The 12,741-nt window shown below is 57.3% G+C and carries 15 protein-coding genes; 11 read left to right on the top strand and 4 right to left on the bottom strand.

Annotation, left to right across the window (positions count from 1 at the left end; all coding sequences use genetic code 11):
• Positions 1-147: 147 nt before the first annotated feature.
• A complete protein-coding gene (locus NE562_RS12375) occupies positions 148-1,017 on the top strand; it encodes a tyrosine-type recombinase/integrase (RefSeq protein ID WP_280962737.1) in 870 nt (289 codons plus the stop codon).
• Between the two features lie 81 nt (positions 1,018-1,098).
• Here NE562_RS12375 and NE562_RS12370 read toward each other — a convergent pair whose 3' ends face one another.
• The 3 genes from NE562_RS12370 to NE562_RS12360 all read right to left on the bottom strand — a co-directional run bounded on the left by NE562_RS12370 (position 1,099) and on the right by NE562_RS12360 (position 3,924).
• Positions 1,099-1,878: an ABC transporter ATP-binding protein gene (locus NE562_RS12370; protein WP_280962736.1), complete on the bottom strand. Its 780-nt coding sequence runs from the start codon at positions 1,876-1,878 to the stop codon at positions 1,099-1,101.
• On the bottom strand, positions 1,871-2,785 hold the full coding sequence (locus NE562_RS12365; RefSeq protein ID WP_280962735.1) for an ABC transporter permease: 915 nt from the start codon (positions 2,783-2,785) through the stop codon (positions 1,871-1,873). Before NE562_RS12365 ends, NE562_RS12370 begins: the two co-directional genes overlap by 8 nt.
• 119 nt (positions 2,786-2,904) lie before the next feature.
• Positions 2,905-3,924: an ABC transporter substrate-binding protein gene (locus tag NE562_RS12360; RefSeq protein ID WP_280962734.1), complete on the bottom strand. Its 1,020-nt coding sequence runs from the start codon at positions 3,922-3,924 to the stop codon at positions 2,905-2,907.
• Between the two features lie 262 nt (positions 3,925-4,186).
• Here NE562_RS12360 and NE562_RS12355 point away from each other — a divergent pair, with 262 nt between their 5' ends.
• From NE562_RS12355 to NE562_RS12345, 3 genes are all read left to right on the top strand, one after another.
• Positions 4,187-4,579 carry a CBS domain-containing protein gene (locus tag NE562_RS12355; protein ID WP_280962733.1) on the top strand — a complete coding sequence of 131 codons (393 nt, stop codon included), beginning with the start codon at positions 4,187-4,189 and terminating at the stop codon, positions 4,577-4,579.
• Between the two features lie 27 nt (positions 4,580-4,606).
• Positions 4,607-5,698, top strand: a complete 1,092-nt coding sequence (locus tag NE562_RS12350) for a hypothetical protein (protein ID WP_280962756.1) — start codon at positions 4,607-4,609, stop codon at positions 5,696-5,698.
• A gap of 65 nt (positions 5,699-5,763) precedes the next feature.
• A complete protein-coding gene (locus NE562_RS12345) occupies positions 5,764-6,444 on the top strand; it encodes a PspA/IM30 family protein (protein WP_280962732.1) in 681 nt (226 codons plus the stop codon).
• Positions 6,445-6,496: 52 nt separating this feature from the next.
• Here the strand turns inward: NE562_RS12345 and NE562_RS12340 are convergent, their stop codons facing one another.
• Entirely contained in the window at positions 6,497-6,979 is a 483-nt protein-coding gene (locus NE562_RS12340) for a hypothetical protein (RefSeq protein ID WP_280962731.1), read from the bottom strand.
• A gap of 247 nt (positions 6,980-7,226) precedes the next feature.
• On the opposite strand from NE562_RS12340, the gene NE562_RS12335 reads away from it, so the two are divergent.
• The 7 genes from NE562_RS12335 to NE562_RS12305 all read left to right on the top strand — a co-directional run bounded on the left by NE562_RS12335 (position 7,227) and on the right by NE562_RS12305 (position 12,701).
• On the top strand, positions 7,227-7,724 hold the full coding sequence (locus NE562_RS12335) for a PTS sugar transporter subunit IIA (protein ID WP_280962730.1): 498 nt from the start codon (positions 7,227-7,229) through the stop codon (positions 7,722-7,724).
• A gap of 29 nt (positions 7,725-7,753) precedes the next feature.
• Positions 7,754-8,011 (top strand): HPr family phosphocarrier protein, encoded by a 258-nt coding sequence (locus NE562_RS12330; RefSeq protein ID WP_280962729.1) that lies wholly within the window; start codon positions 7,754-7,756, stop codon positions 8,009-8,011.
• Between the two features lie 138 nt (positions 8,012-8,149).
• Positions 8,150-9,598: an N-acetylglucosamine-specific PTS transporter subunit IIBC gene (gene nagE, locus NE562_RS12325; protein ID WP_280962728.1), complete on the top strand. Its 1,449-nt coding sequence runs from the start codon at positions 8,150-8,152 to the stop codon at positions 9,596-9,598.
• A 100-nt stretch (positions 9,599-9,698) separates the two neighbouring features.
• Positions 9,699-10,436 carry a glucosamine-6-phosphate deaminase gene (nagB, locus tag NE562_RS12320; RefSeq protein WP_280962727.1) on the top strand — a complete coding sequence of 246 codons (738 nt, stop codon included), beginning with the start codon at positions 9,699-9,701 and terminating at the stop codon, positions 10,434-10,436.
• 22 nt (positions 10,437-10,458) lie between these two features.
• The gene (gene nagA / locus NE562_RS12315; RefSeq protein ID WP_280962726.1) at positions 10,459-11,568 is read left to right on the top strand and encodes an N-acetylglucosamine-6-phosphate deacetylase; all 1,110 of its coding nucleotides are present in this window, start codon (positions 10,459-10,461) and stop codon (positions 11,566-11,568) included.
• A 154-nt stretch (positions 11,569-11,722) separates the two neighbouring features.
• Positions 11,723-12,583 (top strand): helix-turn-helix domain-containing protein, encoded by an 861-nt coding sequence (locus NE562_RS12310; protein WP_280962725.1) that lies wholly within the window; start codon positions 11,723-11,725, stop codon positions 12,581-12,583.
• Entirely contained in the window at positions 12,567-12,701 is a 135-nt protein-coding gene (locus NE562_RS12305; RefSeq protein WP_280962724.1) for a hypothetical protein, read from the top strand. The genes NE562_RS12310 and NE562_RS12305 overlap by 17 nt, the downstream gene beginning before the upstream one ends.
• Positions 12,702-12,741: the final 40 nt, after the last annotated feature.

The following is a 12,741-nucleotide window of genomic DNA, read 5'->3' as shown; positions in this document are numbered from 1 at the left end:
AAAATGTTCTTTCCAAGGGTGGTTTTTTTCGCATTATAAGAAAGAAATACATGCAAAGCGGTTGCATTTATAGCCTATCCGGTGCTATGTTGATTGAGCGGCGTATTGTGCTGGCCGACAATAGAGATGCATCGGAGGAATAAAATCATGTTAACGGAACAGATCGAAGCATACCTTGAGAAATTGGCGGCGGCGGAGCGAAGCGCCGCGACGCTCTCCAAATACCGGCGCGACCTGTGCAGCTTTGTGGCGTTCATGGGAGACCGGCAGCTGGACAAAACGGCGGTCGTCGCCTATAAGGAAACCCTGACCGCGAGATACGCGGCCTCCAGCGTCAATTCCATGCTGGCGGCGGTAAACGGCCTGCTGGCGTTTATGGAGCGGCACGACTGCCGCGTGCGGCCGCTCAAGACGCAGCGCAAAGCGTTTTTACCGCCCGACCGCGAGCTGACGCGAAAGGACTACCTGCGCCTGCTGTACGTTGCATCAGGTCGCCGGAACAGTAGGGTATACCTGCTGCTGCAAACGCTCGGGGCTACCGGCATTCGCATATCCGAACTTCGCTACATCACCGTGGAAGCGGCGCGCGCAGGGCGCGCCTCCGTTAGGCTCAAGGGTAAAACGCGCGTGGTATTCCTGCCCAGCAGCCTGTGCGGCGCGCTGCTGCGTTACGCGGAGAGCAAGCACTTAACGGGCGGCCCGGTGTTTATCACACGGTATGGCCTGCCGATGGATCGATCGAATATCTGGAACACGATGAAGCGTCTGTGCCGTTCGGCGGGCGTCGACCCGCATAAGGTGTTCCCGCACAACTTGCGTCACCTGTTTGCACGCACCTATTACGATACGGATCGCGATTTGGCGCATTTGGCCGATCTTCTCGGCCACAGCTCGGTCGATACCACCCGTATCTACACCGCGACCAGCGGCGAGGAACAGGAAAAACGCGTCAACGCGCTCGGTCTGGTGATAGAAAGGCGGGAACTGGAAAACAGAGAAAGGGAAACGGAACATTAAAACGGCGCGCCGAAGCGCGCCGTTGCAGTTTGTCAAAGAACCTCCACGCGCCGAAGCGCGCCGTTCAGGGGGAGTGTTGCGTTATTCGCTTAAAAGCATGCGGTCGTTTTCGATATTGAACTTTTCCAGCAGATCGCGTACGGAAAGGTTTTTCTTTTCCTCGCCCGCAATGTCCACGACGACGCGGCCGGCGTCCATCATGATCAGGCGGTTACCGTACTGGATGGCGTTTTTCATGTTGTGCGTGACCATTAAGGTGGTGAGCTGGTCGCGCGCGACGATCTCGTCGGTTAGCTGCAAGACCTTGTCGGCGGTCTTGGGGTCGAGCGCGGCGGTGTGTTCGTCCAGCAGCAGCAGGTCGGGCTTTTGCAGCGTCGCCATCAGCAGGGTCAGCGCTTGCCGCTGGCCGCCGGAGAGCAGGCCGACCTTGCTGGTCAAACGGTCCTCCAGACCAAGGCCCAGCGTAGCCAGTTTTTCACGATAAATTTCGCGCTCTGCGTTTGAAATGCCGCTGCCCAGACCGCGGCGTTTGCCGCGCCGGTAGGCGAGCGCCAGATTTTCTTCGATGCCCATGGTGGCCGCCGTGCCCATCATGGGGTCCTGAAACACACGGCCCAAATGGCGCGCGCGCTTGTGCTCGGGCAGGCCGGTGAGATTAAACCCGTTTAGGCGGATCAGTCCCTGATCGACCGGGAACACGCCCGCGATCAGGTTCAGGATGGTGGACTTGCCCGCGCCGTTGCCGCCGATCACCGTGACAAAATCACCGGGCTGGAGCGTCAGGTTCAGGCCGTCGATCGCCTTCTTTTCATTAATTGTACCTGCGTTAAAGGTTTTATGAATATTTTGCAGCTCAAGCATCGGTCTTGTCCCCCTTCTTTGCGGCCTTGCTGAAATATTTGCCCTTCCAGTAAGGGATAGCAAGGAATATCGCGACGACCAGCGCGGACAACAACTTCAAATCATCCGCGTTCAGGCCCAGCCACAGAACGATTTGAATGACCAGATAGTATATGATAGCGCCGAAAACGACACTGAGCAGTTTGAGAGCAAAGTTGCGAAATATTCTGCCAAAAATAACATCGCCGATAATAACGGCGGCTAGTCCAATTACGATCGCGCCTGTGCCCATTTTAACATCGGCAAAGCCAGAGTACTGAGCAAGCAAAGAACCTGCGAGCGCAACCAGACCGTTGGAGACCATCAGGCCAAATACCTTGTTGTGGTTAACATTAATGCCCTGTGCGCGGCTCATGTTGGGATTGGCGCCCGTAGCGCGGATTGAGCAGCCAAGCGCCGTGCCGAAGAACCAGTAAAGCAGTGCGATGATCACAACAACAAACACGGTTACCACCAGAATAGACTGGGTGATGTAGCGGAGCGACACGATCAGCGGATATTTATCAACGCTGATCGCCTTGTTTGCGGCCCCTAGGATCCGCAAATTAATCGAGTAAAGCGAAAGTTGGGTCAATATGCCGGCAAGAAGCGCGGGAATACCCATAAACGTGTGCAAAAGACCAGTGATACAGCCGGCAATCAGGCCGGCCAAAAATGCACCGAGCATAGCCGCCCATACGGGAAAGCCCGCGAACATAAGCATAATGCAGGTTGCGCCGCCCGTGGTGATCGAGCCGTCCACGGTCAGGTCGGCCACATCGAGCACCTTGTACGTAATGAATACGCCGATAGCCATGATGCCCCAGATCAGGCCCTGAGCAACCGCGCCCGGCAGTGCATTGAGCAGGTTGAGAACATTCACTTTCATTCCCCCAAACGGTATTGTTAAATGCGTACAGATATTTTAATTATAACGAAAAAGAGTGGAAAAGGGAAGCCCTTTTCCACTCTTTTTTCATTCGTCGGTAATTGAAGGGACCGCGGGGATCAGGCTTCTTCTGTGGGCTCGTAGCCGTCCGGAATGGTGATGCCCAACTCGTCGCAGATCGCCTTGTTATACTTTTTCGTAAAGGTAGGGCTGAATTTTACTTCCATAGTAGAGATATCAGCGCCATTTACGAGGATATCGTAGGCCATCTCACCGGTTACACGGCCCAGCTCGTCATAGCTGATCGACAGCGTAGCGACGCCGCAACCCTTGCAAATGCCTTCTTCGCCGGCGACGACCGGAACCTTGGCCGGAAGCGTGATGTTTTTGATGATCTCCGTATTGCCGGCAACCGTATTATCGGTCGGCACATAGATCACATCGCTGGCGCTTACCATATTCGTTGCGACCGAAGCGAGATCGTTCGAATCAGAGAACGTGTAAACGGTGCACGTGTAGCCCATTTCCTCCAGAATCGGCTGGATGACGCTGATCTGGTAGGCGGAGTTGGCTTCGCTCGAACAGTACAGTAAGCCGACATTCTTAGCGTCCGGGAACAGCTCGTGCAGCATAGCGGCCTGCTCGTCCAACGGAGCCAGGTCGGCGGTACCGGAGATGTTGCGGCCGCTGGTGCCCGTCCAGTCCATATCAAGGGCCGTGCCGTAATCCGTGATTGAGGTGCCGAGGATCGGGATCGTATCTGTCGCCGAGGCCGCCGCCGACAGCGCCGGAGACGCGTTGGCAAGGATCAGGTCCACGTTGGAGGATACAAACCCGTTGATAATGGTCGAGCAGGTCGGCACGTCGTTTGAAGCGTTTTTGTAATCGAACTTTACTTCATTGCCATCGGCCTGAGCCAGCTCGGTCAGCTTATCCTGAAAACCCTTGGTGGCGGCATCGAGCGCATCATGCTGCAAAAGCTGGCAAATACCGATGTTAAAGGATTTGCCGCCGGTCGTCTGCCCTTCGGCAGGGGGATTCGCGTCGTCAGCCTTCGGTTGGTCGCCGCCGGAGCCGCAGGCGGTGAGGCTGAGCGCCATGGCGCCGCACATCAGGGCAGCCAGAAATCTTTTCTTCATGTCAAAAACCCTTTCCTTGCAAAAATGCTTTGTGATCGAACCTTCCGGTTCTGACTTTTACATTTTAGCAGTTAAAAGGGAAAAGGTCAAGCGTACAGGAAATTTTTTTAGCGGCACCTTGCCCAAGAAACGGACGGTGAATTGTAAATAAACTATCAATCTTGCCGGGAAACGATTGACCCTTTTGCTTCGCTGTCGTACAATGATAAAAGGTTATAAATAGAATAGAATACCTGTATTCAGGAAAGTGGTGGTTTCGTCAATGAACATTTCCTTTTTCCTCAAGCCCAAGGGCGAGGTCTCGTACTTATTTGAGGACTGCACCGTGCGGCAGGCCATGACGGATATGCTGGAAAGCGGCTTTACCGCGATCCCCGTGATTGATCACAAGGGGCTATACGTGGGCACGATCAACGAAGGGGATTTCCTTCGCGCGGTCCTGCACTTTACCCCGGAGGAGCTCGACCAGATCACCGTCGGGCAGATCGAAAGGCGCGTATGCCACCGCACCGTCAGCATCGACGCGCGCATGGAGGATCTGGTCGATCTGGTGACCGAGCAGAACTTTGTACCCGTCGCGGATGGTCGCGGTATGTTCAGCGGTATCGTCACCCGGCACGATGTGCTGCAATATCTGCGCGGGCAGAAAAAGTAATCATCCAATACTTAGGGGGATAAAACAATGGGCAGATCAGGCGGAGGCGGCGGTGGCGGCCATTCCGGCGGCGGTTTTTCGGGCGGCGGACGCTCGGGGGGCTTTTCGGGCGGGGGCCGTTCCGGCGGTTTCTCTGGCGGGGGCCGTTCCGGCGGCGGCTTTGGCGGTGGTTTTTCCGGCGGCGGCCGATCGGGCGGCGGCAGGTCCACGGGCGGCCGCTCTACCGGCGGATACGGCGGCTTTGGCGGCATCCGTACAGGACCGATCTTTGTCAACAACTCCCGCCGCTATGAGGGCGGCGGTGGCGGCGGAGGAAACCAGAACAACAATGGCACCGGCGGCAACGGTTGTGGCCCCGGCTGCGGTACGGCGGTCGGCATTTTCATTGCGGTCATCGTGCTGTTCATGGTCATTGGATTTTTTATGCGCGGCACGGGTGGCGGCGGCAGTGATATCGCCAAAAGTACAGTCGCACGCGAACCGCTTCCTGCGGGCGCGGTGCAGGAGACCGGCTATTATACCGATGAAGCCGGGTGGATCAGAAACGGGCGCGAGCTGGAAAGCGGGATGAAGGCCTTCTATGAGAAGACCGGCATACAGCCCTATTTGTACATTCTGCCAGCCGATTCCGGCGCAACGGTCGCCAGCCTGACGGAGCGCTCTAAAAAACTATACGATGAGCTGTTCACCGATACGGCGCATTTCCTGCTCGTCTTCGCTGACGACGACAGGGGCTCGTACAACTGCGGCTATACCATTGGCGCGCAGGCCAAATCTGTTTTGGACGATGAAGCCATCGGCATTCTGGCCGACTACATGGACCGCTACTATTATTCAGATATTCCGCAGGGCGATGAAGATCGCATGTTCAGCCTTGTTTTTGAAAAAACGGGCGAGCGCATCATGACCGTGCAGAAATCCCCGCTGCCGGTTGTGGCCGTGTGTCTGGCGGTGGTGATCGTGGCGGTGCTGCTGTACCTGTGGGGCAAGAAGATGCGCGAAGCGCGCGAGCGCGAGCAAAAGCGGGCCGAGGAGATCCTGAAAACGCCGCTCGAGAAGTTCGGCGATCAGGATATCGAGGATTTGGCTAAAAAATACGAGGATAAAAAGGACCCGTAAGGCATTCCAAGCGCCGTATTATGTATGCGGCATTCATGATATAAACCGAATGGAGGAAACAAAAAATGGGCATTTTAGAGCGTTTCACCGACATTATCAAGGCAAATATCAACGACCTTCTGGATAAGGCGGAGGACCCCGCCAAGATGATCGATCAGTACCTGCGCGACCTGACGGAAAATCTGGCCGAGGTCAAGCGGGAAACCGCGGGCGTGATGGCGGAGGAAGCGCGTACCCGCCGCATGGTAGAGGATAACGAGGTAGAGGTAAAGAAGTACGACGACCTTGCCCGCAAGGCGCTCGCCGCCGGGAATGAGGGCGATGCACGTACCTTCCTCGGCAAAAAGCAGCAGTTAGAGGGCAAATCGGCCAGCCTGAAGGCGACCTATGACGCCGCGCATGAAAACGCGCAGAAGATGCGCCAGATGCACGATAAGCTGGTGGGCGATATTGAAAACCTGAACGGCCGCCGCGAGATGATCAAGGCCAAGGTCGCGGTCGCCAAGACGCAGGAAAAGGTAAACGGTTTTGCCTCGTCGGCGGATAAGGCCGCGGGCGCCATGAACGCGTTTGACCGTATGGAGCGCAAGGCCGATCAAATGCTCGATCAGGCCAACGCGATGAGCGAACTGAACCAAAAGCCGGTGGACGAAGCCGCCGCGCTCGAGGCAAAATACGCCGCCTCCGGCGCCTCCGCTTCGGTCGACGCGGAACTGGAAAAGCTCAAAAAGGATATGGGACTGTAAATCATAGTTGTAAAAAGCCGCTTCCGAGTGTTTCGGAAGCGGCTATTTCCTTTTATTCCTTGCAGCCGGCGCAGCCTTCACAGCCACCGCAGGCGGAAGCCGCTTCGGCGGCTTTTCGGTCCTCGTAGGCGCGGAGCGAGCCCTCGGTCATATGGCTCAGCGCGGCGATCCGCTCGTTCACCATATCCCACATGCAAAGCGGCAGGTGGTCGCGGTGCCCGCGGTGGACGGTCACGCACTCGAAACAGTTGCCGTGGTGCGGACACGCTTCCTTACAGGGACAGTGGTCGCCCGCCTCGCGCACCTGCTTTAAAAATTCGCGTTTGATTTTGAGTGCTTCCTCTTTAAAGCCTTGGCGGTCAAGTTCGTTTTGCTGAATCGCCAGCTCGTTGCCGTCAATTTGCATGGGAAATTCCTTCTTTCCGTCGGTTTTTGTCTTTTCAGCATAGCAAATAGGGTCGCTCTCGTCAAGCGCGGCGCGCCAAGGTTCGGGGCCGATGCGTTCATTTGTGTAAAATGACGAAAAACTGGTCATAATTTCTAACGGTTTGACGGTGAAAACCGTCTTGCATAAATGTGAACGGTTTGTTACAATAAAAACAACAAGTGAACAAGAATCCGAAAAGTCAGTTGGATTGTTACCGCTTCGGCGGGCAAAACCAAATTTCGCGAAACGATGGGCCTATCATAGGTGAATCGTATCCGCAGAAATTTGGTTCTTTTTATTTTTGGGCATATTCCTACGGTGCGTAGGACATACTCGTCAGAAAAAGGGTGATGAAATGTTTGGTAAATTAAAGGAAAAATTGATGGGCGGCGCCGGTGGCGGCATGGTGATTGCTTCTCCGGTAAAGGGAAAGATCGTTCCGCTTTCCGACGTGGCCGACCCGACGTTCGCGCAGGGCATTCTGGGTCAGGGCGCGGCCGTTGTACCGGCTGAGGGCCGCATCACAGCGCCGGCGGACGGCACGATCGACGTGATGTTCGATACCGGCCACGCGGTCAGCATGACCACGGACGACGGGACCGAGGTGCTCATCCACGTGGGCCTCGACACCGTGCAGCTCAAGGGCGAACACTACAAGGCCTGCTGCAAGGCGGGCGACAAGGTCAAAACGGGCGATACGCTGATCGAATTTGACCCCGAGGCGATCAAAGCGGCAGGCTACGATATCGTAACGCCGGTCATTATCTGCAATTCGGATGCGTACAGTGCTGTGAAGGCGGCCGACCCGAGCCCCGTGGAAGCGGGCGCGCCGCTGCTGACGCTGAAAAAGTAAAATAACCGCGAGAAAGGAAATGAAACAATATGAAAACATTTGAGTACACGATCACCGACGAGCTGGGCATCCACGCGCGTCCGGCGGGGCTGCTGGTCAAGGAAGCGGCAAAGTTTGAATCCAAGATCATGATCGCATCCCCCAAGAAAGAAGTCGACGCGAAGCGCATCATGGGCGTGATGAGCATGGGCGCCAAGCAGGGCGACCTGATCCGCGTCACGGTCGAAGGGCCGGATGAGGAAGCCGCCGCCGATGCGATGGAGCTGTTCCTCAGAAAGAACCTGTAAAAAAGGTTTCAATCCGTTTGCGGGGCATCCGGAAACGGTGGAACGTCGGCGCGGGCGCCTATCGGCTAAGGCCGCCCCTGCCGCATACACATTGACCGAGCCGCCGGAGGGCGGTAAAAAAGAGGAGGGGAAATCCTTATGATGAAAAAATTGCAGAAGCTCGGCAAATCGCTGATGCTGCCTGTCGCGTGTCTGCCCGTTGCAGGCATTTTGATGGGCATTGGCTACGCTCTATCGCCGGGTACCATGCAGGGCGGCGATATCACGGGCGCTCTGGCCATGATTGGTCTGTTCCTGGTGAAAGCTGGCGGTGCGCTGATTGACAACATGCCGATCCTGTTCGCGATCGGTGTCGCGGTCGGCATGTCGGACGACCACGAAGGCACGTCGGCTCTGGCCGGTCTGGTTTCCTGGTTGATGATCCAGCAGCTGCTCAATCCGGCCTTTGTATCCATTATCAAGGGCGTGGAGGCGGACGCTGCGTTCTCCAAGGTCAACAACCAGTTTATCGGTATCGTTGCCGGTATCATCGGCGCGATGTGCTACAACAAGTTCAAATCCACCAAGCTGCCCGACGCGCTGTCGTTCTTCTCGGGCAAGCGCTGCGTCGCTATCGTCACGGCGGTCGTTTCGATCGTTGCGGCACTCGTTTTGTTCTTCGTCTGGCCGGTCGTTTACAACGCACTCGTTTGGGTCGGCGAAAGCATCATGGGTCTTGGCGCTGTCGGCGTTGGCATTTACACGTTCCTCAACCGTCTGCTCATTCCGGTCGGCCTGCACCACGCGCTCAACTCGGTCTTCTGGTTTGACGTTGCCGGTATCAACGATCTGGGCAACTTCTGGGCCGGCACCGGCGTAGCCGGACAGACCGGTATGTATATGACCGGCTTCTTCCCGTTCATGATGTTCGGCCTGCCCGCAGCCTGCTTGGCAATGTACCACACCGCCAAGCCGAACAAGAAAAAGATCGCTTACGGCCTGCTGTTCGCAGCCGCGATCTGCTCCTTCGTCTCCGGCGTTACCGAGCCGATCGAGTTCTCGTTCATGTTCCTCGCTCCCGGCCTGTATGTTGTGCATGCGCTGCTGGCCGGCATCTCCGGCGCGATCACCGTTATGTTCCCGGTTCGAGCGGGCTTCTCGTTCTCGGGCGGCGTTGTTGACTTGGTGCTCTCCTCGTTCACGCCTCTGGCGCAGAACACTTGGATGATCATCCCGATCGGCATCGTGGTCGCTATCGTCTACTACTTTGTGTTCCGCGTCGTTATCACCAAGTTCAACCTCAAGACCCCCGGCCGTGAGGATGACGATGATGAAGACGAGACCAAGGCTGTTCTGGCGAACAACGATTTCACCGCTGTTGCGGCGCAGATTCTCGAAGGCCTTGGCGGCAAGGACAATGTCGTAAGCCTCGACAACTGCATCACCCGCCTGCGCCTCGAAGTAAAGGATTACACCGCGGTCGATGAAAAGAAGATCAAGGCTGCCGGCGTAGCGGGCGTTATGCGTCCGTCCAAGACTTCGGTTCAGGTTATTGTAGGCACCAAGGTACAGTTCGTAGCCGACGAAATGGCCAAGATGCTTAAGTAAAAGTAGGAATGCTCCCTCACACGGGGGAGTGTGCGGAAGGCGGGCGGCGACGCTCGCCTTCCGCGTCATTATTTTTTAGAAATGGATGAGGTGTGGAATAATGAAGATCATTTGTGCAAAAGACTATAACGAACTCAGCCGCAAAGCGGCAAATGTCATCGCGGCGCAGGTCATTTTAAAGCCGAACTGCGTGCTCGGTCTGGCGACCGGCTCTTCGCCGATCGGCCTGTATGAAGAGCTGGTAAAAGGCTATCAGGCGGGCGATTTGGACTTTTCGGGCGTTACCACCTTTAATCTGGACGAGTACCGCGGCCTGACCGCCGACCACGACCAGAGCTATCACTACTTCATGCACAAGCACCTGTTCGATTCGATCAACGTACCGAAGGATCGCGTCCATGTGCCGGACGGCTCCGACCCGGACGCGGATAACGCCTGCGCTTCCTACGAAGCCGCGGTGCGCGCCGCCGGCGGCGTGGATTTACAGCTGCTGGGCATGGGTCTGAACGGCCACATCGGCTTTAACGAACCGGCCGACGAATTCCCGAAGGACACCCACTGTGTCGATCTGACGGAATCCACCATTGAAGCCAACAAGCGGTTCTTTGCCTCCGCGGACGATGTGCCGCGTCAGGCTTACACGATGGGCATCGGCACCATCATGGCGGCGCGTAAGGTCCTGATCATCGTTTCGGGCGAAAACAAGGCGGATATCGTGCGCGAAGCGTTCTTCGGCCCGGTCACGCCCCGCGTGCCCGCATCCATTCTCCAGCTGCACCCGGACGTCGTCGCGGTCGTGGACGAAGCGGCGCTGGCCAAATGCCGCGATCTGCTCTAAGAGGAATGAAGGAGTCATCCGCATGGAATTTAAAAATCTGAAAGTTTTTCAGCCGGACGGAACGTTCGTACACGGCGGCCTGAGTATTTCCGGCGATCGGATCGCGTCCGGCGAGCCTTCGGCCGAAGCCGCCGATATGGACGGCCTGACCGCGATCCCCGGCTTAGTGGACGTTCATTTCCACGGCTGTGTCGGCTATGACTTCTGCGACGGCACGTACGAGGCGATCTCCGCCATCGCGCGCTATCAGGCGCAGAACGGCGTGGCGGCGATCTGCCCGGCAACCATGACCTATCCGGAGGAAAAGCTGGCCGGCATTGCCGAAGCCGCCGCGACCTATCGGGTCGAGGCGCAGGACGCGGCGCTGGTCGGCATCAATATGGAGGGTCCGTTTATTTCGGAGGCAAAAAAAGGCGCGCAAAACGCGGCCTACCTGCACGAACCGGACGCGGAAATGTTCCGCCGCCTGCAAAAGAAGGCGAACGGTCTGTTCAAGCTGTGCGATCTTGCGCCGGAGATTCCGCACGCGATGGAAACGATCGAGGCGCTCGCGTCTGAGGTTCGCTTGTCCATCGCGCACACCGAAGCGGATTATGAAACGACCTCCGAAGCGTTTCGCCTTGGCGCGCGGCAGGTAACGCACTTGTGGAACGCCATGCCGCCCTTTTCACACCGCGCGCCCGGCGTAATCGGCGCGGCGGCGGACAACGACGCGGTCGCGGTTGAACTGATCGCGGACGGCGTGCATGTGCACCCGTCGGTCGTTCGGCAAACGTTCAAGATGTTCGCGGGCCGGGTCATTCTGATTTCAGACAGCATGATGGCCACCGGTCTGGAGGACGGCGAATATTCGCTTGGCGGGCAGGCGGTCACGGTGCGGGGCAACCTTGCCACCCTGCACGACGGTACCATCGCCGGTTCGGCCACCAATTTGCTAAACTGTGTACGCAGTGCGGTAAAGATGGGCATTCCGCTCGGCGAAGCCGTGCGTTCGGCGGCCCTCAACCCGGCCAGAGCCATCGGCGTAGAGCACGATTATGGCTCGCTGGAACCCGGGCGGCTTGCCAACGTCGTCTTTTTAGACGATGAATTGAACGTGCATTCGATCATGCTGCGCGGACAACTGCTATAGAACAATTTTGAGGGCGCCGCTCTGAACTGCCCCCCTGTCTACTTGACAGGGGCAGTTCACCTGCGGCGCCCTCTTGCCTTTCGTTTTCCTCTCTTGACCGGCGGCACGCGGTTGTGATACGATAAATTCATTAAGAAGGATGGGAGGGCGCCCTGTGATCCAATGCTTTGTCAAAAAGGAATACGAGCCGGTATTCGGGCTCCCGGGCATGCCGCGTTTGTTTAGTGTCAGCCGGACGGAAGCCGAGGCCAGCGTCCACCCGCGCGTCATGCACGCGCATAAGGATTTGGTCGAGGTCGTGCTGATCTGCGGCGGCGAAAGCGTTTACTCGGTCGGCGGCGTCGCGTACGAAGCGCGGCGGGGCGACCTATTCATTTATAACAGCGGCGTGGTGCACGACGAACGCTCCGGGCCGGATGCAAAGATCGCAAGCTACAGCCTAGCGTTCGGCGGCCTCGCGGTGCCCGGCCTGCGCGAAAACGCGCTGACAAGGGATGACGCTTCGCCCGTCTACCGCTTGACCGAGGCGCAAACCGTGCGGCTGGAACGGCTGTACGCTTTGCTGTTTGACGAACTCAAGGCCGGGAACGAGGACGGCAGCCATCACCTGCTCATGGCGCTTTTATCCGTTGTGCGGCAGTATCTCGGCGGCGAGAACGCGGGGCGCACGGCGGATGAAAACGCGCTGTCCCGCCGCATCAAGGATTATATCGACGCGCACTTCGCGGAGGATTTTTCTCTGCAAGCGCTGGCGGACAGCCTGCGCGTCAGCCCATATTACTTATCGCATGTGTTCAAGCAGGTCACCGGCTACTCGCCGCTGCAATATGTATTGCGCCGCCGCGTGGGCGAAGCGCAGACCCTGCTCATTACCACCGATCTGCCCGTCACGCGCATTGCCGCGGTCGTCGGGTATGACAACCCCAGCCACTTCAACGCTCAGTTTTCCAAGGCGGTCGGCATGTCGCCGCGCACCTTCCGCCGGGAGTATGTGGTGCATGAATCGCAAGATTAAGGAAGTTTATGAAATAGCGCCGCCGGAGACGGGTGTTCCAGCGGCGCTATTTTTCTATCAAAAAGCAAGAATGCTCTATTTTTTTCGCCTGTGCGGCAGTACAATAAAGACAAGTTAAGGGGCTGGGAGAGAGGCCCCGGAGAGAGAACGAGAGTTTA

Origin of the sequence: Butyricicoccus faecihominis (assembly GCF_024462775.1) — a bacterium.
GTDB lineage: Bacteria > Bacillota > Clostridia > Oscillospirales > Butyricicoccaceae > Agathobaculum > Agathobaculum faecihominis_A.
This window is presented reverse-complemented; position numbering and strand designations above follow the sequence as displayed.

Excerpts from the sequence above, each read along its gene's own strand:
- NE562_RS12375 (WP_280962737.1), top strand. The coding sequence starts at position 148 with ATGTTAACGGAACAGATCGAAGCATACCTTGAGAAATTGGCGGCGGCG.
- NE562_RS12370 (WP_280962736.1), bottom strand. The coding sequence starts at position 1,878 with ATGCTTGAGCTGCAAAATATTCATAAAACCTTTAACGCAGGTACAATT.
- NE562_RS12365 (WP_280962735.1), bottom strand. The coding sequence starts at position 2,785 with ATGAAAGTGAATGTTCTCAACCTGCTCAATGCACTGCCGGGCGCGGTT.
- NE562_RS12360 (WP_280962734.1), bottom strand. The coding sequence starts at position 3,924 with ATGAAGAAAAGATTTCTGGCTGCCCTGATGTGCGGCGCCATGGCGCTC.
- NE562_RS12355 (WP_280962733.1), top strand. The coding sequence starts at position 4,187 with ATGAACATTTCCTTTTTCCTCAAGCCCAAGGGCGAGGTCTCGTACTTA.
- NE562_RS12350 (WP_280962756.1), top strand. The coding sequence starts at position 4,607 with ATGGGCAGATCAGGCGGAGGCGGCGGTGGCGGCCATTCCGGCGGCGGT.
- NE562_RS12345 (WP_280962732.1), top strand. The coding sequence starts at position 5,764 with ATGGGCATTTTAGAGCGTTTCACCGACATTATCAAGGCAAATATCAAC.
- NE562_RS12340 (WP_280962731.1), bottom strand. The coding sequence starts at position 6,979 with ATGACCAGTTTTTCGTCATTTTACACAAATGAACGCATCGGCCCCGAA.
- NE562_RS12335 (WP_280962730.1), top strand. The coding sequence starts at position 7,227 with ATGTTTGGTAAATTAAAGGAAAAATTGATGGGCGGCGCCGGTGGCGGC.
- NE562_RS12330 (WP_280962729.1), top strand. The coding sequence starts at position 7,754 with ATGAAAACATTTGAGTACACGATCACCGACGAGCTGGGCATCCACGCG.
- nagE (WP_280962728.1), top strand. The coding sequence starts at position 8,150 with ATGATGAAAAAATTGCAGAAGCTCGGCAAATCGCTGATGCTGCCTGTC.
- nagB (WP_280962727.1), top strand. The coding sequence starts at position 9,699 with ATGAAGATCATTTGTGCAAAAGACTATAACGAACTCAGCCGCAAAGCG.
- nagA (WP_280962726.1), top strand. The coding sequence starts at position 10,459 with ATGGAATTTAAAAATCTGAAAGTTTTTCAGCCGGACGGAACGTTCGTA.
- NE562_RS12305 (WP_280962724.1), top strand. The coding sequence starts at position 12,567 with ATGAATCGCAAGATTAAGGAAGTTTATGAAATAGCGCCGCCGGAGACG.